The organism is Bacillus sp. BSL6, assembly GCF_052928345.1.
In genome coordinates this window covers 356895-381527 of the sequence record NZ_JAVGCW010000004.1, presented here as the reverse complement: position 1 = coordinate 381527, position 24633 = coordinate 356895, and the positions used below count along the sequence as shown (strand labels likewise).

Annotated in this window: 15 protein-coding genes, 1 pseudogene and 3 other annotated features; of the genes and pseudogenes, 13 read left to right on the top strand and 3 right to left on the bottom strand. The window is 34.6% G+C overall.

The window, feature by feature from the left end; genetic code table 11:
- The first annotated feature begins 35 nt into the window (after positions 1 to 35).
- From RCJ96_RS16130 to RCJ96_RS16075, 12 genes are all read left to right on the top strand, one after another.
- Positions 36 to 3548: a DUF4020 domain-containing protein gene (locus RCJ96_RS16130; protein ID WP_416504612.1), complete on the top strand. Its 3513-nt coding sequence runs from the start codon at positions 36 to 38 to the stop codon at positions 3546 to 3548.
- A 108-nt stretch (positions 3549 to 3656) separates the two neighbouring features.
- Positions 3657 to 3893: a binding site (T-box leader), on the top strand.
- A gap of 54 nt (positions 3894 to 3947) precedes the next feature.
- Positions 3948 to 4184, top strand: a binding site (T-box leader).
- Between the two features lie 195 nt (positions 4185 to 4379).
- Positions 4380 to 5456, top strand: coding sequence for a bifunctional 3-deoxy-7-phosphoheptulonate synthase/chorismate mutase (locus tag RCJ96_RS16125; protein WP_001273582.1), 1077 nt, complete (start codon positions 4380 to 4382; stop codon positions 5454 to 5456).
- 9 nt (positions 5457 to 5465) lie between these two features.
- Positions 5466 to 5685, top strand: a binding site (T-box leader).
- A 53-nt stretch (positions 5686 to 5738) separates the two neighbouring features.
- Positions 5739 to 6911 (top strand): chorismate synthase, encoded by a 1173-nt coding sequence (gene aroC / locus RCJ96_RS16120; protein WP_416504613.1) that lies wholly within the window; start codon positions 5739 to 5741, stop codon positions 6909 to 6911.
- Positions 6912 to 6929: 18 nt separating this feature from the next.
- Positions 6930 to 8030 (top strand): histidinol-phosphate transaminase, encoded by a 1101-nt coding sequence (gene hisC / locus RCJ96_RS16115; RefSeq protein WP_416504614.1) that lies wholly within the window; start codon positions 6930 to 6932, stop codon positions 8028 to 8030.
- Positions 8023 to 9123, top strand: coding sequence for a prephenate dehydrogenase (gene tyrA / locus RCJ96_RS16110; protein WP_416504615.1), 1101 nt, complete (start codon positions 8023 to 8025; stop codon positions 9121 to 9123). The genes hisC and tyrA overlap by 8 nt, the downstream gene beginning before the upstream one ends.
- A 16-nt stretch (positions 9124 to 9139) precedes the next feature.
- A complete protein-coding gene (gene aroA / locus RCJ96_RS16105) occupies positions 9140 to 10429 on the top strand; it encodes a 3-phosphoshikimate 1-carboxyvinyltransferase (RefSeq protein ID WP_416504616.1) in 1290 nt (429 codons plus the stop codon).
- A 135-nt stretch (positions 10430 to 10564) separates the two neighbouring features.
- On the top strand, positions 10565 to 11722 hold the full coding sequence (locus RCJ96_RS16100) for a GNAT family N-acetyltransferase (protein WP_446699816.1): 1158 nt from the start codon (positions 10565 to 10567) through the stop codon (positions 11720 to 11722).
- A gap of 219 nt (positions 11723 to 11941) precedes the next feature.
- On the top strand, positions 11942 to 12508 hold the full coding sequence (locus RCJ96_RS16095) for a TetR/AcrR family transcriptional regulator (RefSeq protein WP_001107307.1): 567 nt from the start codon (positions 11942 to 11944) through the stop codon (positions 12506 to 12508).
- 211 nt (positions 12509 to 12719) lie between these two features.
- Positions 12720 to 15836, top strand: a complete 3117-nt coding sequence (locus RCJ96_RS16090) for an MMPL family transporter (protein WP_416504618.1) — start codon at positions 12720 to 12722, stop codon at positions 15834 to 15836.
- Positions 15837 to 16307: 471 nt separating this feature from the next.
- Complete coding sequence (locus tag RCJ96_RS16085) at positions 16308 to 17156, top strand: PRK06761 family protein (protein ID WP_074609146.1); 849 nt, start codon at positions 16308 to 16310, stop codon at positions 17154 to 17156.
- A gap of 377 nt (positions 17157 to 17533) precedes the next feature.
- Positions 17534 to 19159, top strand: a complete 1626-nt coding sequence (locus RCJ96_RS16080; protein WP_000633868.1) for an ABC-F family ATP-binding cassette domain-containing protein — start codon at positions 17534 to 17536, stop codon at positions 19157 to 19159.
- 517 nt (positions 19160 to 19676) lie between these two features.
- The gene (locus RCJ96_RS16075) at positions 19677 to 21650 is read left to right on the top strand and encodes an LTA synthase family protein (RefSeq protein WP_000808752.1); all 1974 of its coding nucleotides are present in this window, start codon (positions 19677 to 19679) and stop codon (positions 21648 to 21650) included.
- 56 nt (positions 21651 to 21706) lie between these two features.
- Here RCJ96_RS16075 and RCJ96_RS16070 read toward each other — a convergent pair whose 3' ends face one another.
- The 3 genes and pseudogenes from RCJ96_RS16070 to RCJ96_RS16060 form a co-directional block, all read right to left on the bottom strand.
- A complete protein-coding gene (locus RCJ96_RS16070; RefSeq protein ID WP_000346935.1) occupies positions 21707 to 22381 on the bottom strand; it encodes a TerC family protein in 675 nt (224 codons plus the stop codon).
- A gap of 112 nt (positions 22382 to 22493) precedes the next feature.
- A pseudogene (locus RCJ96_RS16065) lies at positions 22494 to 22653 on the bottom strand (DUF3841 domain-containing protein); the annotation flags it as partial.
- An 83-nt stretch (positions 22654 to 22736) separates the two neighbouring features.
- Positions 22737 to 23564: a peptidoglycan-N-acetylglucosamine deacetylase gene (locus tag RCJ96_RS16060; protein WP_000551424.1), complete on the bottom strand. Its 828-nt coding sequence runs from the start codon at positions 23562 to 23564 to the stop codon at positions 22737 to 22739.
- 377 nt (positions 23565 to 23941) lie between these two features.
- Between RCJ96_RS16060 and RCJ96_RS16055 the strand changes: the two genes are divergently transcribed.
- Positions 23942 to 24625: a DNA alkylation repair protein gene (locus RCJ96_RS16055; protein WP_242303754.1), complete on the top strand. Its 684-nt coding sequence runs from the start codon at positions 23942 to 23944 to the stop codon at positions 24623 to 24625.
- Positions 24626 to 24633: the final 8 nt, after the last annotated feature.

The window sequence follows — 24633 nt, the reverse complement described above, 5'->3', positions numbered from 1 at the left end:
AACAAAGGAAAAATGTTATAGTAAAATGAGAGTATATGACATTTTTAGGTAAGGGGGAATCCTCGGTGTGGATTACTTCAGAAGTAGAAATTCCAGACGAGTTAATTGATCATCTTGAAAAAGGAAAGTTAGTGCTATTTGTTGGAGCGGGAGTTTCTATGAAAGGGAAATCAAACTTACCGAATTTTGATGATTTAGTTGATGAAATTGCAAAAACGTTATATGTCGAAAAACGTGAAATTACAGAACCGCATGATTATTATCTTGGTAAAATTGCGAAAACAAAAGATGTACATCAAGTTGCAAGAGATTTAGTTCATATTGAAAAGTCAAAGCCGAATCCGCTTCATTATGCGATTCCGAGGTTGTTTCCTTTAGATACAGAAGTCCGCATTGTAACAACAAATTTTGATCGACATTTTACAACTGCGATGAAAGAAATGAATAGAGAATTAAACGTATATTACGCACCTGCGTTACCTACAGGTAGAGCGTTTAAAGGACTCGCTTACATACATGGCAATATAGAACAAGAGAAAGAAGCATTAATTTTAACAGATGGTGATTTTGGAAGGGCTTACTTGACGGAAGGATGGGCGAGAAGATTTTTAGTTGATTTATTCTCGAATTATACCGTTTTGTTCGTTGGATATAGCCATAATGATCCAGTAATGAAATATTTAGCAACTGGTTTACCACCAAGTACAAGACGTTATGCATTTGTCGCACAAGGGGAAAATACGTACCACTGGGAGCATTTAGGAATACGGCCGATTGTATATCCGAATAAAGGTAATAATCATCAATCTCTCGTTAAAGCAGTAAAACGATGGGCGGAGTTAATGGGGGATAATTATATTACAAAACGAATGCGAATTCGTGACATAGTAACAGTTCCGCCGTCAGTAGAGCAGGAACAATTATCATACATAAAACAATCCATAAAAAAAATTGAAACAGTCCGCTACTTCGTTGAATTTGCTCACGATTATGAATGGGTGGAATGGCTTGAAGCGGAAGGGAAATTACAAAATTTATTTTTAATTACATCAAACTATAACGAGGTAGATGAATTACTTGCAAAATGGTTAGTGGAACAATTTCTTTTTAGTCATCAAAAAGAATTATTTCAATTAATTTTTAAAAATCACTCTAAACTATCTCCGTTATTATGGAGAACAATTTGTAGCTACTTAAACGAAACGAAAATGAAAATGGACCCGTTGTTGTTTGCAAGATGGACACTGCTTTTATTAGAAACAGCTGAAAAAGATAGTAAATCGATTGAAACAATTTCTTACTTATTGCAAAAATGTTCTTTTCCTGAGCATAAAGAAATCGCTTTATTGTTATTAACGTTTATTTTGGACGGAAAACTTAAGTTGAAGCGTGAAAGAAAGTGGGGAAATGATACCGGGGAATCAATAGAACTTGAGGAATCGAGTCGTTTACCCGTGTCTATATTTTCTTATGTGGAGCAAATTTGGAATGAAAAGATGAGACCGCATATTTCTTATTACGCCGTTCCAATTATGATGATGGGAATAGAGAAGTTGCGGATGTTATCACTAAGGCAAACAGCACTGAAAAAAAGGGATAAGGAAAATGTGGAAAAAGAGTTTCAGCAAAATGATCTTGCATTTTTAATTCAAATTGTAAAAGAATGTTTAGCCTATCTATGTGAAAACGATGAGAAAAAAGCAAATTATTATATTACAGAAATGATAGAAGCAAACAGCATACTTCAAAACCGAATTGCAATTGATGCGATGAATAAAAATATATTTGTTAGCGCCGATGAGAAAATGAAATGGTTGTTACAGGAAGGAATTCTTTTAGACGTCACGTATAAACAAGAAGTTTTTCAACTTATAAAAAATCATTTCGCACTCTCTTTAGAAAAAACAAAGGAAGAAGTCATTCAAATTGTATTAAAGGACCTTGCGGAGGAAAGAGCATTTGATGTTTGTTTCGTGTTGGATTTATTATTCACTTGTGATTCGAATAGTCCATCTACAGCAAAAGGTTACGAGTTAATGAAGCAAAAACATCCTCATTTTCATTCTGAGCGATACAGTGTACAAAAGAAAGAGGCGGCAGAACAAAGTATTACTTGTAATGTGACAGCTGATGGATTATTGCAACTAAAAGACGATGAAATTATGAAGCAAGTTCAGCAATTTTCTCAAGATGGTGTTTTTGAACAACGTCATTTTTTAGAGATGTTATCGAAAGCATGTAAATTGAATACAGAATGGAGTATTTCATTTGCATATCAATTAGTTGGAATGCACGAAATAAGTAATGAAGTATGGTTTGTTTGTATTAGGGAGTGGCGAAATAACCGAGGACTGACAAATGAACAAATACAAAAAGTTATTCCTCTATTACAGAAATTCGTTAGAAATACAGCTTTTCATTGGTTAATTAGTAGCTTTCTATATGAAATTAGTAATCGATTAGAAGAGTTAGAGGAAAATAGTATACGCAATGTAAAGCGGTTTGCTTTTTCGGTATTCCCTCAAGTCATGAAAAGTGACACGGATTTTAAGCTGGCAAAACAAGATTTTTACAATGAATCGATTCAGCATCCTGTTGGGAAAATGACAGCAGTATTATTAAAACTGTTATCATATGATCATTTATACGATCGTAATGTGTATGAATATTTATTTTTGTTTGAAGAACAAGTAAGAATTAGTACAGAACGGACAAATTTTATGATAGCTCGTTTAGTAGCAGATATTACATTTCTTTATCATATTGAGAAGCAATGGTGCCGAAAATATTTGTTACCGTACTTAGAGTTAAAGAAGGAAAATGAGATTACGAAATATGCATGGGCTGGCCTATGTTACACACAAATCAATTTACCTTTATTTACAGAAATGAAGCGATTTATTAAGTATGCGGTAGAACATTTGAAAGTATTACATCCGCATACGAGGGAAGCTTTCTTAAAATGGCTCAGTTTTGTATTTATTAAATGTGTACTGTATTGGGAGCAAAAAACAGATTGGTTATACCCTTTACTTATACGAGAAAATGAAGAAAATAAAATTAAATTTATGCAGTTCTTATGCTATTATGTCAAAACGTTAAGTGCAAAAGAACAACAAAAATTTTGGGCAGCTTGGCTCAGTATATTTTTGCGAGAGCGACCGAAAATGGGGGGAATCACAGCTAGAGAATATGTAATGCTTTTACGTATTATTTTATTTATGGATGAAATAGTAGAAAGAGGATTATCTATCATTTGTAAAACATTTTCGGACGTGGGTGGAAAAGGGAATCAAACGGAGTTAAAACAGTTATTTCATGAAATACTTGAAAAGACTGAGAGTATAAAGATGTATAAAGAGTTGTATGCAAACGTATTTTTCACTTTACTGCAAACGCTTCAGGAAGCTAATTTACTTGAAACGGAAATCATTCAAATAAAAGAATTATTAATCGGGTATAGAGTAGAAAAATGTGTAATAAATGCAATAGATAATGAGATAATTCGCATCGGAATTGTTCTGGAGAATTTACAAGAAGAAATGTAGGGCAAAAATGTAATTTAAAAAAATATATAAAAAGTTGTTGACAGTGTTTTGAAAAGCGTTCTATAATACGAATCATACTTATTCAATTTCAAAAAACATTTGAATAAACAAAGTGCAATGAAGAGATCACAGTAGTGGTTAGTCTTACTGTAACAGAGAGCTGGTGGTTGGTGTGAACCAGTACAGGGATAATCATGAATTACAGTCTTGGAGCATCTTTTTCGTAGTAAAGATAGTATTGTCTTTATGAAGAAAAAGCGGTCAATTGATCGTTAACAGTGAAGAGAGGTAGACAGAAATTTAGTCTACAACTAGGGTGGTACCGCGATAAATATCGTCCCTACTGATTTATTCAGTAGGGACTTTTTGTATTTTAGTGGCCCAACTTGAAAATTAAATATGCATGCGTTGAAAGGAAAAGCAGTAGTTGTTGTTTCCCTGTAACAGAGAGCTGGTGGTCGGTGTGAACCAGTACAAAAACAAGAGCGAATTACAGTCCTAGAGCATCTTTTTCGTAGTAAAGATAGTATTTATCTTTATGAAGGGAAAGACGGTCAGATGATCGTTAACAATGAAGAGAGGTAGACGAAAGAAGTCTACAACTAGGGTGGTACCGCGATAAATATCGTCCCTACTGATTGCATCAGTAGGGATTTTTTGTACAAAAAAAGTGGGTTTTTAACTAGTAGAGAGTGTCTTTGTACGAATTATTAGTTTAAAATAAGAAGAGGTATCGATTCCACTTTGAATTTGTATAATTGACCAGTTCAGAAAATAGAGAATTTTTCATTCTCTTACTATACTTTTAAAACATTAGAGGAGGATTTCCAAATGGCAAATCATGAATTAGATCAATTACGTAAACAGGTAGATGAAATTAACTTACAACTATTACACCTTTTAAACAAACGTGGTGAAATCGTTCAAAAAATTGGGGAGCAAAAGCAAGTACAAGGTACGAAACGTTTTGATCCAGTACGTGAGCGTGAAGTACTTGATATGATCGCAGAGAATAACGAAGGACCATTCGAAACGTCAACGGTTCAACATATTTTCAAAACAATCTTCAAAGCTAGCTTAGAATTACAAGAAGATGATAACCGTAAAGCATTACTAGTATCACGTAAAAAGAAACAAGAAAACACAATCGTTGATGTAAAAGGTGAATTGATTGGTAACGGCACACAAACGTTCATTATGGGACCTTGTGCGGTCGAAAGCTTAGAGCAAGTTCGCCAAGTAGGGCAAGCGATGAAGGACCAAGGCTTAAAATTAATGCGCGGTGGTGCTTTCAAACCGAGAACATCTCCATACGATTTCCAAGGTTTAGGAGTAGAAGGATTACAAATTTTACGCCAAGTAGCAGATGAGTTCGACTTAGCGATCATTAGTGAAATTTTAAATCCAAACGATGTTGAAATGGCATTAGACTACGTTGATGTAATTCAAGTTGGTGCACGTAACATGCAAAACTTCGATTTACTACGAGCTGTAGGTAAAGTTAACAAGCCGGTATTATTAAAACGTGGATTAGCAGCAACAATTGATGAGTTCATTAACGCAGCGGAATACATCATTGCACAAGGTAACGACCAAATTATTCTTTGTGAGCGCGGTATCCGCACATACGAAAGAGCAACACGTAACACATTAGACATTTCAGCAGTACCGATCTTAAAGAAAGAAACACATTTACCAGTTGTTGTTGACGTAACGCATTCAACTGGACGTAGAGATTTATTATTACCAACAGCGAAAGCGGCTCTTGCAATTGGCGCAGATGCAGTAATGGCTGAAGTACATCCAGACCCAGCAGTTGCATTATCAGATTCTGCACAACAAATGGATATTCCGGAATTCCATAGATTCATGGAAGAGTTAAAAGGTTTCAAAAATAAATTATCTTAATTCCATATTATATATGCGTTGAAGAGGAAACAGTAGTGCTTATCTCACTGTTAAAGAGAGCTGATGGTCGGTGTGAATCAGTACAAAGGTAAGCATGAATTACAGCCTTGGAGCATCTTTTTCGTCAAGTTTTGATGGGAAAGACGGTCTAATGATCGTTAAAGAAGAAGAGAGGTAGACGAAAGAAGTCTACAACTAGGGTGGTACCGCGATAAATATCGTCCCTACTGAGCGCTCAGTAGGGACTTTTTTGTACAAAAAAATAGTAAAGGGGCAAGAGAAATGAGATACATTACAGCTGGAGAATCACATGGACCGCAGTTAACAGTTATTTTAGAAGGTGTACCAGCAGGTTTAACGCTGACGGCGGAACATATTAATAAAGAATTATTAAGAAGACAAAAAGGGCACGGACGCGGAAGACGTATGCAAATTGAAACAGATACAGTTGAAATTGTAAGTGGTGTTCGTCATGGGATGACACTTGGCTCACCCATTACGTTAATCGTAAAAAATGATGATTTCAAACATTGGACGAAAGTAATGGGTGCAGAGCCAATTTCGGAAAAAGAAAGTAAAGAAATGAAACGTACAATTACGAAACCACGTCCAGGACATGCGGATTTAAATGGAGCAATTAAATACGGTCACCGTGATATAAGAAACGTACTAGAGCGCTCTTCTGCAAGAGAAACGACAGTTCGTGTAGCTGCTGGTGCGGTTGCGAAACAAATTTTAAAAGAATTAGGCGTAGAAATTGCAGGGCATGTACTTGAAATTGGTGGAGTAAAAGCAAAACATATTTCAAACTTGTCAATTGAAGAAATTCAAATAATTACTGAAAACTCACCAGTTCGATGTTTAGATAAAACAGTAGAACAAGAGATGATGGATGCGATTGATAACGCAAAAAGTAGCGGAGATTCAATCGGTGGTATAGTTGAAGTCATTGCAGAAGGTATGCCAATTGGCGTCGGTAGTTACGTTCATTACGATCGTAAATTAGATGCAAAACTTGCTGGTGCGATTATGAGTATTAATGCATTTAAAGGTGCTGAAATTGGCATTGGTTTTGAAGCAGCAAGACAGCCAGGAAGTAAAGTGCACGATGAAATTTTATGGGATGAAGAACAAGGATACACGAGAAAAACGAATAATGCCGGTGGTTTAGAAGGCGGTATGACAACGGGAATGCCAATTGTCGTAAGAGGTGTAATGAAACCAATACCTACATTATACAAACCGTTAGCAAGTGTTGATATTGATACGAAAGAAGCATTCCAAGCGAGTATTGAAAGATCTGATAGCTGTGCAGTACCAGCTGCAGGGGTAGTAGCTGAATCTGTTGTAGCATGGGAACTTGCACATGCACTAGTCGAACAATTCGGAAAAGATCGTATGGAGTTAATTCAGCAAAACATTACGCAACATAATAAATACGCAAAAGAATTTTAATAAAAAGGTGGTTTTAACATGCAAGTAAAAGATCAACTATCATCATTACAACCATATAAACCAGGTAAATCACCGGAACAAATGAAAGAAGTGTACGGAGATCATTCGTTTGTTAAATTAGCATCGAATGAAAATCCATTCGGCTGTTCGCCACGAGTTTTAGATGAGTTGCAAAAATCGTGGTTGGATCATGCTTTATATCCTGACGGAGGTGCTACAACGCTCCGTCAAACAATTGCAAATAAGTTACATGTGCAAATGGAACAAGTACTTTGCGGTAGTGGTTTAGATGAAGTTATTCAAATTATAAGCCGTGCAGTACTTAAAGCAGGAGATAATATCGTAACGGCAGGTGCAACATTCCCGCAGTACCGTCATCATGCAATTATTGAAGGCTGTGAAGTGAAAGAAGTTCCACTAAATAACGGTGTATACGATTTAGACGAAATTTCGTCAGCGGTAAATAATAATACGAAAATCGTATGGATTTGTAATCCGAATAATCCGACAGGCACATGTGTGAATGACCGAAAATTGACTCAATTCATTGAAGGGATTAGTGAAAATACGTTAATTGTCATTGATGAAGCGTACTATGAATACGTAACAGCAAAAGATTTCCCAGAGACATTACCGCTTTTACAAAAACATAAAAACATTCTTGTACTTAGAACGTTTTCTAAAGCGTACGGATTAGCTTCTTTCCGCGTAGGATATGCAATTGGACAGGAAGAGTTAATCGAGAAATTAAATGTCGTACGTTTGCCATTTAACGTATCTTCATTAGCGCAAAAAGCAGCGACGATTGCTTTTGGTGATGAGGAGTTTATTGAGGAAATAGTTCGTGTAAATACAGAGGGATTACAACAATACGAGAGCTTTTGTAAGGAACATGATATTCCATTTTATCCATCGCAAACAAATTTCATCTTCTTGCCAGTTGAGAATGCTGGAGAGATTTATGAAGCTTGTGCACACGCAGGATTTATTATTCGTCCGTTCCCAAATGGCGTCCGTATTACAGTCGGAACAAGGGAGCAAAATGAAGGAGTGATTTCAGTGTTACAACAACACTTTGAAAATAAAAAAAGAAAGTCTCGAGATGAGGCAAATGCGTAAGAAGGTAGTATTAATTGGAACTGGTTTAATCGGAGGCTCTCTCGCATTAGCAATTAAGAAAGAGCACGATGTAACGATAACAGGTTATGATATATTTCAAGAACAAGTAGAGCGCGCAAAAGAATTACACGTAGTAGATGAAATAGCAGTTGATTTACAGCATGCATGTGAAGAGGCACATTTAATTGTTTTTGCTTCTCCAGTTGAAGAAACGAAAAAGCTATTACACAAACTTGCGTCATTCCATTTACGAGAAGATGTTATAGTGACTGATGTTGGTAGTACAAAAGGGTCTATTATGAACGAAGCGGAAGCTTTATTTTCAAAGGAAATTTCTTTCATTGGTGGACATCCGATGGCAGGTTCTCATAAAACGGGAGTTGAAAGTGCAAAAGCGCATTTATTTGAAAATGCATTTTATATTTTAACGCCAATGAATCATGTGCCAAATGAACCTGTGGAAGAGTTAAAAGATTGGTTAAAAGGAACAGGGTCACATTTCCTTGTTTTAAATACAGTAGAACATGATTATGTAACAGGGATTGTAAGTCATTTTCCGCATCTTATTGCCGCTGGATTAGTAAAGCAAGTGGAGAAACATGCAGGAGATAATCCACTCATTCATCAACTAGCTGCCGGAGGGTTTAAAGACATTACACGCATCGCATCTAGTAGTCCGAAAATGTGGAGTGATATTGTTAAGCAAAATCGTGAGCATTTAATGGTATTATTAAAAGAGTGGATCTCTGAAATGGAAGATTTATATGATACAGTTTCTAGCGGAGATGCAGGTGAGATTCAAAACTATTTTGCGGATGCGAAAGAATACCGTGACTCTTTACCGGTAAGAAAGAGAGGGGCGATTCCTGCCTATCACGACTTATACGTCGATGTTTTAGATAAAGTAGGGGCATTGGCTCACATTACAAGTATTTTAGCGCGCGAAGAAATTAGTATTACGAACTTGCAAATATTAGAAGCGCGTGAAGGATTGCTTGGGGTATTACGTATTAGCTTCCAACGAGAAGAAGATCGTATGAAAGCAAAGCTAGCGCTTGGAGAAGAAAAATACCAAACTTATGAAACAATTTAAATGAGAAGGTGAAAACGTGAAGGAAAGAACAATACAACCTGTTAATAACGGATTAAATGGCAACATTACAATTCCAGGAGATAAATCGATTTCTCACCGCGCTGTCATGTTCGGTGCGATTGCAGAAGGAAAAACAACAATTAAAGGTTTCCTGCCTGGTGCAGACTGTTTAAGTACGATTTCTTGTTTTAAAGAAATGGGAGTAGACATTGTGCAAAACGGTGATGAAGTCACTGTAGTTGGTAAAGGATTAGAAGGTTTACAAGAACCGAAAGCTGTATTAGATGTTGGTAATTCTGGTACAACTATACGTTTAATGTCAGGAATTTTGGCAAATACACCATTTTTCTCTTGCGTACAAGGTGATGCGTCTATTGCAAAAAGACCGATGAAACGTGTAACAAATCCATTAAAACAAATGGGTGCAAACATTGATGGCCGCGAAGAAGGAACGTTTACACCGCTAACAATACGTGGTGGAGATTTAAAAGCAATTGAATACACTTCCCCGGTAGCAAGCGCACAAGTGAAATCAGCTATTTTACTTGCAGGACTTCGTGCAGAAGGTGTAACAGCTGTTACAGAACCACATATTTCTCGCGATCATACGGAAAGAATGCTTGAAGCATTTGGCGTCAAAGTAACTCGCGAAGGGAAAACAGTGAAACTAGCAGGTGGACAAAAGTTAATAGCGACAGATGTTCAAGTGCCCGGTGACGTATCATCAGCTGCATTTTTCTTAGTAGCGGGCGCGATTATTCCAAATAGTAAACTAGTATTAGAAAATGTAGGGATGAATCCAACTCGTACAGGTATTATTGATGTTTTAGAGAAGATGGGTGCTACATTTACTGTAGAGCCAATTAACGAAGGTGCATCAGAACCAGCTGCAAACATTACAATTGAAACATCTTCATTAAAAGGAATCGAAATCGGCGGAGATATTATCCCAAGATTAATCGATGAAATTCCTGTAATTGCATTAGCGGCAACGCAAGCAGAAGGAATTACAGTTATTAAAGATGCACACGAATTAAAAGTAAAAGAGACAAACCGTATTGATACAGTTGTTGCAGAGTTAACGAAACTAGGAGCTCGTATAGAAGCAACCGATGACGGAATGATCATTTACGGAAAATCAGCTCTAAAAGGTAATACAGTTAATAGTTACGGTGATCACCGCATCGGAATGATGCTTGCGATTGCCGGCTGTCTAGCAGAAGGAAAAACAACAATTGAAGACGCAGAAGCAGTAGGCGTATCATACCCTACATTCTTCGAAGAACTTCAAAGGTTAACTAAATAAATGGATGAGAAGCAGATACAGGATGTATCTGCTTTTTTTATATTGAATTTGTGTCGTTAAGTCTATATAATTTCATTCACCGCACTGTAATATTTTAAATTATGGTACAATTCAAATAAAGAAGGGGGAAAATTTATGAACGTTATACGATTAAAAGAAGATAAATTCAGAGAAGCATTGCGTTTATCAGAATACGCTTTTCAATATAAAGTTGAAGAAGAACGAATGCAGCAGCAACTTACAAGAATGAAGGAAAGTCATGAAGTATACGGAATTATGGAAGGTAATGACTTAGCTGCAAAACTACACCTTATTCCGTTTCATATATACATAGGAAAAGAAAAATTTAAAATGGGTGGCGTTGCAGGGGTAGCAACGTATCCAGAATACAGAAGAAGCGGATATGTGAAAGAATTACTTCAACATTCACTTCAAACGATGAAAAAAGACGGATATACAGTATCGATGTTACATCCATTTGCTGTTGCATTTTACCGTAAATATGGCTGGGAACTTTGTGCGAATCTTCTCGTATGTCATATGACAAAGAGTGATTTAGTTATGAAAAAACAAGTGATTGGTACTGTGAAACGTTTCAATAAAGAAAATCACTCAGAAGAAGTCGAGAAGCTTTATGAAACATTTGCAGAACGTTTTTCTGGTATGCTAGTTCGAAATGAAAAATGGTGGTTACAAGCAGTTTATGATGATTTAACATTAGCAATTTACTACGATGAAAATAAAACTGCAGCAGGTTACATGTTATATAAAATAGAAAAATCTAAAATGACTGTAGAAGAATTCGTACCACTGCATAATGAAGCACGAAATGGTCTATGGAACTTTATTTGCCAACATGATTCTATGATTAAAGAACTTGAAATGACAGTAAGTGAAAACGAACAGTTGCTATATACATTGCAAGAACCACGTGTGAAAACAGAAATAAAACCATATTTTATGGGAAGAATTGTAGATGTAGAGCAGTTCTTAAAACAATATGAGTTGAACTGGAACAACGTACAGCAAGAAGTAATCTTACATATTACAGATTCATTTGCACCGTGGAATAATGTATCAGTGAGACTTGCAAATTATGAAATAACAATTATAGAAGAACCGATGGGTAAAGGGATTAAGCTAGATATAAATGCACTATCTACAATATTGCTTGGATACAAACGCCCATTAGAACTAAATGAATTAGAAGTAATTAGCGGAAGCGAAGAGGAAATACGAGCGTTTGAGAAAATAGTTCCGGTACGAGATGCATTTATTTATGATTTCTTTTAAAAAATAGGGCTGTCCAAAATCAAATTTTGGGACAGCTTTTTCTTTGGGCGTCGGTTTTTGTCGGTAAGTTGATATATCCTGAAAATCGCTGATATAATTTTATTCACAAATAAGGGAATAAAATTACAACTATACGTAGTCACACACTTGACTTTTATTCCCTGTAATTTATAATTAAAAACGGAATGAATTTTCATTCCTGAAAATAGAGGTGAAAAAATGGCTAAAAATAAACAAGAAGACATTTTTGATGCTGCGATGCAACTTTTTGCAGAACGTGGTTACGATGGTACGACAATTCCAATGATCGCTGAAAAAGCAAATGTCGGTGCGGGTACTATTTATCGCTATTTTGAAAATAAAGAGGCGCTTGTTAACTCATTATTTTCAAAAAGTATGTTACAGCTTTCTGAAATGATAAAAACGGATTTTCCTGTTGAAGCAAATATTCGTGAACAGTTTAGTCATACGTATAACCGTTTATTTGAATTTGCGAGAAACAATGTGGATGCTTTTTTATTTACAAATTCTCACTGTGATAGTTATTTTCTTGATGAACAAAGTAAGAAAATATTTGACGATTTTATAGGCTTCTTTATGAATATTATTGAAGATGGAATCGCAAAAGGTTTTCTTCGTCCATTGCCTCCAGTTGCTTTAATTATTATTGTATATCAACCGTTAGAAAAATTAACGAAAGTAATTGCAACAGGGCAATTAGAATACTCGAAAGAGTTAGTAAAAGAATTGGAAGAAAGCTCTTGGAACGCTATTAGAATCATTTGATTCTATAGCTTTATAAGGGAAGGAATGAATATTCATTCCTAAATAGAATTAAAAAATGAGAGTAGGAGAGGGTATTTGTGCAACTAAAGGAATGAATATTCATTCCGGAAAGACTAGTTTAATAGAGTTTACAAAATAATGTAATAAAATGATAGGAATGAATATTCATTCCGTAACTAACATAAAATTTTAATCGCGGGAGATGATGCAAATGAGCAAGCTGAGAAATTGGAGAAGTTTATCTTTTCTATTGTGGATAGTTATTACCATTACAATGATCGTTACGATGCCTAATATGGATAAATTAGTGAAAGAAAAAGGGCACATTACGATTCCTGATACAGAACAAAGTAGTATTGCTGACAAAATGATAAAAGAAATGAATAAAGACGGGACAGAAAAGTATGAGATTATAGCAGTTTTTAATAGTGGTAGTAAAACAGCTTTAACGACTGAACAAAAAGAGGAAATAACAAAAACAATCAATGCTTTGCAAAATGAAAAAGAACAATTAGGAATTAAAGAAGTTGTTTCACATTTAGATAATAAAGAATTAGAGAAACAATTAGTTTCTAAAGATAATACGACTATTTTAACGCAAATATCGATAGATAAAAAACATGGTGAAATATCGAAAGTTTCAAATACTCTTCATAATAAAGTGAAAACGAAAGGGGTAAAAACGTACTTAACAGGAAGTGACTTAATCGCGGCTGATTTTCTTACATCTTCTCAAGAGGGAGTGAAAAAGACTGAAGTTATTTCAATTATTTTCATTCTTGTAATATTAATCATTGTATTCCGTTCACCTATTGTTCCCATTGTTTCTCTTCTTACTGTTGGGGTATCATATTTAGTTTCAATGGGGATTATTGCTCATCTTGTAGATCAATTTAATTTTCCGTTTTCTAACTTTACACAAGTGTTTGTCGTTGTTGTCCTGTTTGGGGTAGGAACGGACTATAACATTTTATTATTTACGAGATTTAAAGAAGAATTAAGTAAACAAGAAAACGCATTTTTGGCTACGAAAGAAACATTTAAATCGGCAGGGAAAACCGTTTTATATAGCGGGATAGCAGTACTAATTGGTTTTGCATCTCTTGCTTTAGCGAGTTTTAAATTATATCAATCTACTTCAGCGGTAGCAATTGGTGTCGCAGTTTTATTACTAGTATTAACTACGTTAAATCCGTTTTTCATGGTGCTTTTAGGAAAAGGGATGTTTTATCCCGTTAAAACATTTAAAGGTCATGAAGACAGTCGTCTATGGGGATTCTTTGCGAAAAACTCAGTAGTGAGACCATTTGTAGCTTTAATTATTGTATTCGTGATATCGATTCCTTTCATATTAAAGTATTCTAATACACTTAATTACAACGATTTATTTGAAGTGGACAATAAATATGAGTCGAAAATGGGGATTAACGTAATAGAAGAACATTTTCCACCTGGTTTTTCTTCACCAAGTACGTTAGTCATTCAATCGAATAACAAGTTAGATGAGGCGAGTTCGCTTCAAACTTTAGATGAACTAACTGATAAGATTTTGAAAGTGAAAGGTGTTTCAGAAGTATATTCACCGACACGTCCAACTGGTGATAGGATTAAAGAACTATATATAAATAAACAAGCGGGTGAACTAAATACAGGTTTAGGAGATGCCAATGGTGGTATAAAGGAAATTAATGATGGATTAACTACTGCGAAAGATAAGATGGGTAATAAGGACTCAAATAGTCTTGCAAACGTTCAAAAGTTAATTGATGGAACAAATGAAGCGAAAAATGGTGTATCGGCATTAGGAACAGCTTTAAATCAACTATCAAATGGCATAAATGACGGAGCAAAAGGTGCGCAGCAAATTGAGAGTGGGTTAACTTCAGTAAATGAAAATATAAGTGTATTATCTCATGCAACTTCACAACTTCATGCTGGCTATACGCAGTTAGAAAAAGGTTTAAGTTCTTACGATCAATACTTCGGAAGTATTTCTCAAGCGATTGACGGTGCGAAGAAAGGTTATGAACAAATTGAAATGTTAATGACCAATTTCATTCAAACGAAACCAGAATTAGCAAATGATCCTAACATTCTGCAGACGATAGGAATTGCTAAAGAGGCTCAAAAGCAATTAGGTGGGCTGTCAAATGAATTAAATAAATTGAAAGCGCAGCACAATGCGGCGATGGGATCATTTAAAGAAGCGAATCAATCGTTATTGAAAGTGGATAACGGCTTAAAAGAAATGAGCAATGGAGTTACTAAGTTACAAAAAGGAGCAGCTGATCTTAAAAATGGATTAAATGAAGGAGCAACAGGTTCAAAACAAATTGCAAACAAGTCATCTGAGTTACAAACCGGATTAACGAAAATAAACGATGGGCAAGGTCAGCTATTAACCGGACTGAAAGACTTGCAAGAACAGATGGGACAATTACAATCAGGACTATCTAAAAGTACAGAAGGCCTTGAAAAGGTAAGTAACGGCCTAGGGGATGCTCAGAAATATTTAGGAGAACTAAATGAATCAAAAAGCTCTGAGAAATTTTATATTCCAAAAGAAGTTTTGGAGGGGGAAGATTTCCAAAAAGCTTTGAATACGTACATGTCACATGATAGAAAGACTGCTAAAATGACAATCATTTTAGACGTAAATCCGTATTCAAAAGAAGCGATGCCAGTTATTGAAGAAATTAATAAAACGATAGACGGTACGTTAAATGGTACAGAATTAAAATCAGCGAAAAAAGCAATCGGAGGTACAACAGCTAGAAACGTTGATCTAAAAGAAGTAACAGGTCAAGATTTCTTACGTACAGCTACAATTATGTTAATTGGAATTGCGATCGTACTAATCGTCATTACACGTTCATTATTAAACACCATCTTTATTATTGGATCGTTACTATTAGCGTACTTTGCATCATTAGGGATAAGTGAACAAATTAGTACGCATGTTTTACATGTAGATTCATTAAGCTGGAATGTTCCGTTCTTTAGTTTCATAATGATAGTCGCTTTAGGAGTGGATTATAGTATTTTTGTAATGATGAGATACAATGAGTTAGAAGGGGACCCAGCGACGAAAATTGTAACTGCTTCTCGTCATATTGGAGGAGTCGTATTATCAGCAGCACTAATTTTAGGTGGTACATTTGCTGCATTGATCCCTTCAGGTGTATTAACGCTTATACAAGTAGCATCGGTTGTTGGTGTTGCACTGTTACTATTAGCTATTATTGTGATGCCAATATTGTTACCTGCTTTAATAGGATTAACGAGTAAAATGAAGAATTATGCAAAGAAATTAAGTGAAAGGAAATAAAAGAATCCACTTTTAAAAGTAACTGGTTCCGTTATAGGATAGAAAATATAAAATAACACACAAATTAGGGATGCAAAGTCACATATGATTTTGCATCTTTTTTTTACTGTTATTATAGTGTTTAAGCACTTATATATAGTTAAATTGCAAGGGAAGAGAAAAAGAAACCAGTAAAAACACCAGCGCAACGATTGGGGATTCCTGACAAAGTATTTGATTTAAAAGATATAATTTACTTTAGATAGTTCACTCAAATAATGGTGGACTATCTTTTTTAAAAGGTAAATGGAAAATTTATGTTAAAATAATGATAGAGATTGTGAAAAAATGTTCTTAAGTTAACGATCAGGCTAATTTAAGAAGGATTTTTTAAAGGAAATGTTGAATATCGTATTTTGAAGGAGTGATTGCAGTGGAGTAAGTAATTTTTTTAATCTTGGTTAAATACTTTGAGGGAAGGGATTTATAGCTATGAATACAAAACTAATAATAGTAGAAGGTTTACCTGGATTCGGAAAATCGACCACTGCAAAGCTAATAAATGAAATTCTAAACCAAAATAAAATTGAAGTTGAACTATTTTTAGAGGGGAATTTGAACCACCCCGCTGACTATGATGGTGTATCTTGTTTTAATAAATTTGAATTCGATAGATTAGTATCTAACAGTGGAGATTTTAAAGAAGTTCTTCTTAAAAGAGTTTTAAAAAAAGGAAGCAATTATTTATTACCATACAGAAAGATAAAAAATGAGTTTGGTGACCAGTTTTCGGACGAATTATGTAACGATATTTCAAGAAACGATATATATGAATTACCATTTGAAAAAAATGTTGAATTAATTACTGACAAATGGCAGGACTTTGCTGAAATTGCTCTAGAAGATAATAAGGTTTATATTTTTGAATGTTGTTTCATACAAAATCCATTAACAATTGGGATGATTAAATACGGTGAACAAAAAGAAAAAATAATAAATTATGTAATGAAAGTTGCAAAAATCATAGAGAATTTAAATCCAATGTTATTCTATGTAGAACAAGATGATCTTGAATTTTCATTTAGGAAGGCATTAAAAGAAAGAAATCCAGAATGGTCCAAAGGAATTGTCGACTATTACACGAACCAAGGCTATGGGAAAGAACATAACCATTTAGGTGTAGAAGGAGCGATAAAAGTTCTTGAGGCTAGAAGGGATTTAGAGTTAGAAATATTCGATATGTTAAAAATGAAAAAAGAAAAAATCAATAATACAAAATATGAAATTGACTCATATAGATCAATGTTAAAAGATAAATTAACAATACAAATGGTGAAATAGCTTTTTACACTACCTGGTGCTTTAGTTGGAGAAGGAAATGAAAACGCTCAGAAGATTTTCTGAGCGTTTTAGTTTGCTATTTATAATACGAAATGCATACAAATTATTGTATTATTTAAATTGATAAACATAATGCTCCAATTATAAATGTTTTTTCAAAATGAATCCTCTTTAAAACGTGTATGTAACTTTAATATAATTAAAAACAAAGGTTTTATTCGAGTTTGGAAAGAAAGGAATAGCAATCAACCGTTGCTATTCATCCAGCTTCTACTATATAATAGCTATAGTCTACAATAATTGAGTCGTAATATGCGATTTTTTAAGACAATCGGTGAGAAAACGCTGAAATAAGCGGTATTAGTAGGAGGACACAAATGATTACAGTAAGTAACGTTAGTTTGCGTTTCGCGGATCGCAAATTGTTTGAAGATGTTAACATAAAATTCACGCCAGGTAACTGCTACGGTTTAATCGGAGCAAACGGTGCTGGTAAATCAACATTTCTAAAGATTTTATCTGGAGAAATTGAACCATCAACAGGTGACATACATATTACGCCAGGTGAGCGTCTAGCAGTATTAAAACAGAACCACTTCGAATACGAAGAGTTCCCAGTATTAGAAACTGTAATTATGGGTCATACTCGTCTTTACAAAGTAATGCAAGAGAAAAATGCCATTTATATGAAAGAAGATTTTAGTGATGAAGATGGTATGCGTGCTGCTGAACTTGAAGGTGAGTTCGCTGAGCTTAACGGTTGGGAAGCTGAGTCAGAAGCTGCAATTCTTCTTAAAGGTTTAGGTATTGGTGAAGACCTTCATGATAAGAAAATGTCAGAATTAACTGGGGCAGAGAAAGTAAAAGTATTACTTGCTCAAGCTTTATTCGGTCAACCTGATATTCTATTACTAGATGAGCCTACCAACCACTTGGACTTAAAAGCGATTCAATGGTTAGAAAACTTCTTAATGAACTTTGAAAATACAGTTATCGTTGTATCCCATGACCGTCACTTCTTAAATAAAGTATGTACGCACATGGCTGATCTTGATTTCGGTAAAATTCAACTTTATGTTGGTAACTATGACTTCTGGTATGAGTCAAGCCAATTAGCTTTAAAATTAACACAAGATGCTAATAAGAAAAAAGAAGAGAAAGTAAAAGAGTTACAGAACTTCATTGCGCGCTTTAGCTCAAACGCATCTAAAGCGAAACAAGCAACTTCTCGTAAAAAATTATTAGATAAAATTACATTAGATGATATTAAGCCATCATCTCGTCGTTACCCATTCGTTGGCTTCACACCAGAACGTGAAGTAGGAAATGACTTATTAACTGTTGAAGGTCTTTCTAAAACAATTGATGGTGAAAAAGTGTTAGATAATGTGTACTTCACTTTAAATAAAGGTGATAAAGTTGCATTTATCGGTCGTAACGATATTGCGATGACGACATTATTTAAAATCCTTATGGGTGAAATGGAGCCAGATAGTGGTTCATTTAAATGGGGCGTTACAACATCTCAATCGTACTTCCCAAGAGATAACTCTAAATACTTTGAGAACAGTGACTACAACTTAGTTGAATGGTTACGTCAATTCTCTCCACAAGATGAGTCAGAAAGCTTCTTACGTGGTTTCTTAGGCCGTATGTTATTCTCAGGCGAAGAAGTTAAGAAGAACGTTTCAGTACTATCTGGAGGCGAAAAAGTTCGTTGTATGTTATCTAAAATGATGTTAAGTGGTGCAAACGTTATTACACTTGACGACCCAACGAACCACTTAGACCTTGAGTCTATCACTGCATTAAACAATGGTTTAATTGCATTTAAAGGTACAATTTTATTCACATCACATGACCATCAGTTCGTACAAACAATTGCAAACCGCATTATCGAAGTAACGCCAAACGGTGTAATCGATAAAGAGGCTACTTACGATGAGTTCTTAGAAAATGAAGAACTTCAAAAACAAGTAGATGCAATGTACAAAGGTCAATAATAAATGATGAAAACCCTCGCTCTCGTTTTGGGAGCGAGGGTTTTTTATAAATTGTATTTTATGGATTGTGAATAATTATTCAAAAATAATTTTATTGAAGGAAAGAGATTTGAATGTTGTACATAGAAGAATGGCTGAAGCATAAATAACTGAAGAAATATAATATACATTAAAAAATAAATGTTATCTATTGTGAATTTAATTATATTACATTAATGTTCCAAAACTGGAGACATATTTATTTGCGAAGTAGGGAATAAAGGTATATAGTATGTGATGTCATAATTAGTGGATGAATCTTGGGAGAAAACAGAAAATGTTACAAATTTATTTTGTTAAATAGAAACCAAGGTCAAAATGTATAGAAAGAAATAGTTGAATAAATACTAGCTTCAAATTATAATTACTATTATTCTTCATATAGTTAAATAAATAGAATCTATTTGAAGATAAAAAATTGAATAGAGAGACAGACTTATAAAAAAATAAGCCTTGGATGATCAAAAGAGGTGGAGAAATGAAACAATTCTTATTAAAGAGCAAAAGCGTGCTAAGCAATCATTTTGGATTCTTTCTGTTTGCCGTTATTTTATTTTGGCTCAAAACATATGCGGCTTATGTAACAGAATTTAATTTAGGTATTTCAAATACAATCCAAAAATTCTTGCTGTTTTTCAACCCGCTTAGTTCAGCAGTTCTATTTTTAGGACTTGCATTATTTGCAAAAGGGAAACGATCTTATATTTGGTTAATTGTTATCAACTTGTTATTGTCGATTCTTTTATATGCAAACGTCGTATACTATCGCTTTTTCAGTGACTTTATTACGTTCCCGACGTTGACACAAACGAATAACTTTGGAGATTTAGGTGGTAGTATTGTTGCGTTGCTACATCTTTATGATCCGCTATACTTCTTAGATACAATTATTTTAATTGTGTTAGTTGCAACGAAATTTGCAAATCCAAAACCAATTCGTGTTGCGAAGCATAAAGTATCACTAGTATTTGTAGCAGGTATTTTATTATTCAGTGTTAACTTAGGACTTGCAGAATCTGACCGTCCTGAATTATTAACAAGAACGTTTGACCGAAATTATATTGTGAAATATTTAGGGGCGTATAACTACACAATTTATGATGGAATTCAAAGTGCGAAAGCATCAACGGAAAGAGCGTTAGCTGATGGAGATAATATGACAGAAGTAAGAAATTATTTAACATCAACTTATGCTAGTCCGAATCCTGAGTATTTCGGTAAAGGTAAGGGAATGAACGTAATTTATATTCATTTAGAGTCATTCCAAAACTTCTTAATTGATTATAAATTAAACGGTCAAGAAGTAACGCCGTTCTTAAACTCATTTACAAAAGATGCGAATACGCTTTATTTTGATAACTTCTTCCATCAAACAGGACAAGGGAAAACGTCTGATGCGGAGTTTATGTTAGAGAATTCTATGTTTGGTTTACCACAAGGGTCTGTATTTACAACGAAATCTCATAATACGTATCAATCAGCACCAGCAATTTTAGGACAACAAGGATACACATCAGCTGTATTCCATGGTAACTATAAAACATTTTGGAACCGTGACGATATTTATAAATCATTTGGTTTTAATAAATTCTTTGATGCTTCATACTATGATATGAACGAAAAAGATGTAGTAAACTATGGATTAAAAGATAAACCATTCTTTAATGAATCCATTCCGTTATTAGAAACATTGAAACAACCGTTCTATACGAAGTTTATTACGTTATCGAATCACTTCCCGTATCCGATTGATAAAGAGGAAGCGACAATTGAACCAGCAAACACAGGTGACTCGTCTGTAGATACGTATTTCCAAACAGCACGTTATTTAGACGAATCTGTAAAAGGTTTCATCGATTACTTGAAACAATCTGGTTTATACGATAATTCTATTATCGTTATGTACGGTGATCATTATGGTATTTCAGATAATCATAATGCAGCAATGTCAAAAGTAATGGGTAAAGAAATTAACTCATTTGAAAATGCACAGTTACAACGTGTACCATTTATCGTTCGTGTACCAGGTGTGAAAGGTGGCGTACAACATCAATATGGTGGTGAAATTGATGTTCTTCCAACTCTTTTACACTTACTAGGAACAGATACAAAAAATTATGTTCAATTTGGTTCAGATTTACTATCACCAGATCATAAACAAGTTGTTGCGTTCCGTAACGGCAACTTCGTAAGCCCAACAGTTACTGCATTAAACGGCAAATACTATGATACAACGACTGGAAAACCAGTAGAATTTACAGATGAAATAAAACAAAATGAACAAATGGTTCAAAACTCGTTAAAATACTCTGACCAAGTCGTAAATGGTGACTTGTTACGATTCTACACACCGGAAGGATTTACACCGATAGATCGTTCGAAGTATAACTATAACAATCGTGATAAAAACAAAACGAAAGTAAAGACGACTCCGGAAGGGGAAGCTAAATAAATAACAAAAGGCACTATTCCTATGAATAGTGCCTTTTGTTTGTAAATAAAACATCATCATGAGATAGAACCATCTGTTGCTTTCTGTTTTGCCTTTCCGAAGAAAACTACACCGGCAATGATGATAATGATAAATGCCCATTTTATGAAAGGATTACTTTCGAAAAATGCAGCGAACCATTTCTCGTCTACAATCATTTTCGCAGCGGTATAAGCTAAAACAGCTGCTCCAATCGTAATGATGATGGGATAACGGTCAACCCATTTTAAAATTAATGTACTGCCCCAAACTACTACTGGAATTGAAACTAATAGCCCGATGATTACTAAAGAAAAGTTGCCATGCGCAGCTCCAGCAACAGCGAGAACGTTATCAATTCCCATCAATGCATCAGCAATGATAATGGTTTTAATAGCAGACCAGAAACCTTCTTCTGCCTTAATATCGTGATCTTTGCCTTCAGCAATTAATTTGTAAGCGATCCATATAAGGAGTACACCACCAATTAGAAGTAGCCCTGGTATTTTTAACAACCAAACGACAACTAAAGTAGCGAGGGCTCTAATCGCGATTGCCCCGATAGTTCCCCATATAATAACTTTCTTTTGTTGATCTTTCGGTAATCGTCTTGCTGCTAACCCAATTACAATGGCATTATCACCTGCTAACACTAAATCAATTACAATAATGGCAAGTAAGGCTGACAAATATTCAGCTGAAAGGAAATCCATATACATATCACTCCTTAAGAGTAATATGTGCTAAAGTGTTGATAATATAAAAAATAGGATTGACTTTGTATATTCAATCTATAATTTCTTACTGTATTTTGATAAATCTGTTTTAATTTCGTATCAATCGCTTTTGCAATCTCTTTTGCTTTTCGATTCATCTTTTTAATACGGTTTTCTCTTCTACTATCCAAGTTTTTACTTCTGATTTCATGAATAGATCTATCTTCCTTAGCACGAAAACGTCGTATTTTTTTTACGAAGGAGAGAGGGGGATTGAGTCGAATATACGAGGAGTAATTCCAAAAACGATAAAAAGACTTGATTCCTAGTTAAAGGAAATCAAGTCTTTTTATTACATACGATTATCGTGCCAGAAGTTTAATGGGAAGTGTTCGTTCTCACTATAGGCTTCTAATTCATATCCTTTTTCTTTCAGCCCTTTAATAATACCAGGTACTGCTTTTACGGACTGTGGATGAATGTCGTGCATAAGGATAACTTCTGTTGGCTTGTTTGCACCATTAATAACGTTTTCTACAATTTTAGCTGATGCAGCGTCAACCGGCATTTTGTTATATCTCCAGTCTAATGAATCAATTGTCCAATCCCAAACTTTTAGCCCATTCTCAACAACTTTGTTGCGAAGCGCTTCGTTTAATCCTGGCATTGAGCCGTAAGAAGGACGAGTTAATACTGGTGATTTACCTAGAACGCCAGCGATTAATCCTTGATCTTCTTTCATCTCATCTACGTAATGACCTTCTGTGTAAAGTTTCTTGTAGTTATGAGTCATACTGTGCATCCCAACGTAGTGGCCTTCAGCATCTTCACGCTTTACAAGATCAGGAAAAGCTTTTACATTTGAACCAATAAGGAAGAATGTTGCTTTTGCATTTTCTTTCTTTAACATATCTAAAAGCTCAGCTGTGTATTTTCCAGGACCATCATCAAATGTTAAATAAGCTACTTTTCTAACTTGCCCATTGTATTGTTTTGGAGCTTCTTTCGGTGCAAGAGACGATTGAATTTCACTTACAAGTTGAACAGATTTTGCTTCATCCTCTGTACTTGCTAGAGCAGTATGTGTTGATCCTAAAGCCGCTTCGTATGTAAATAATACCCCCGCGCAAATCAAAATAGCCCTTTTCACTAAAGTTGTCATTCGAATTCCATTGTGCATAATTTTCCTTCTCTCTATAAAAGTTCTACTCTACTATATTAGCAATTATAGGGAGGTAATTGCAAAAAAACTTTTTTACAAGTGCAAAAAAGTTTGTCCAAAAGTATGCAAGATTTCAATATTTTGCAGGTTTACTAAAATGAAACAAAAATTGAATGAAAATGCATGTGATTTGTTCATATATAGTAAATTCAATGAGTGAGTTAGTAGGGGGTATACATAATATGCTAGCGAAGAGGGTGCCTGTTGTATGAAAACGTGTCTTTAAAATTTCACATACCGAATTTAAAAAGTAAATATAGGAAAATCGAAAAGTAATGTAGAATATATCGTACATACATATATGAAGTCAACATAAAAAATAAAGAGGTGGGTATATGTTACTTGAAGAAGTAATACAGCAACTAGAGGAATATGGAACAGAACAAAATCGTAAAACGTATAAAAACCACGGAGCGAAAGAGCCACTATTCGGAGTTAGTTTTGCTAATTTAAAATTGTTAAAAAAGAAGATAAAAAAAGATCATGATTTAGCAATTTCATTATGGGCAACAAAAAATATGGATGCAATGACTTTAGCAACAATGATTTTAGATCCAAAGAAAGTTACGACAGAACTGTTAAATAAATGGGTACAGGAAGTTGATTATTATTGTTTAATGGACGTTTTGATGACAGCTATTTGTACGTCACCAATCGCGATAGAAAGGATGGAAGAATGGACAAACTCCGATGATGAATGGATTGGAAGAGCAGGCTGGTCTTTATTAGCAAATATAGCGATTAAAAATAAAACGTTACAAGATGATTTCTTCTCTCCTTATCTAGAAGAAATCAAAGTAAATATACATAATGAAAAAAATAGAAAAAAAGAAGCGATGAATCGTGCATTAATCGCGATAGGAATTCGTAATGAAGACTTAGAGCAAACAGCGATTGAAATTGCACGTAAAATTGGAAAGGTACAGGTTGATCACGGAGCAACGTCATGCAAAACATCCGACGCAGAGTCGTATATAAAAAAAGCGAGAGAAAGAGCTGCAAAAAAGAAAGTGAAATAAGAAAAGGG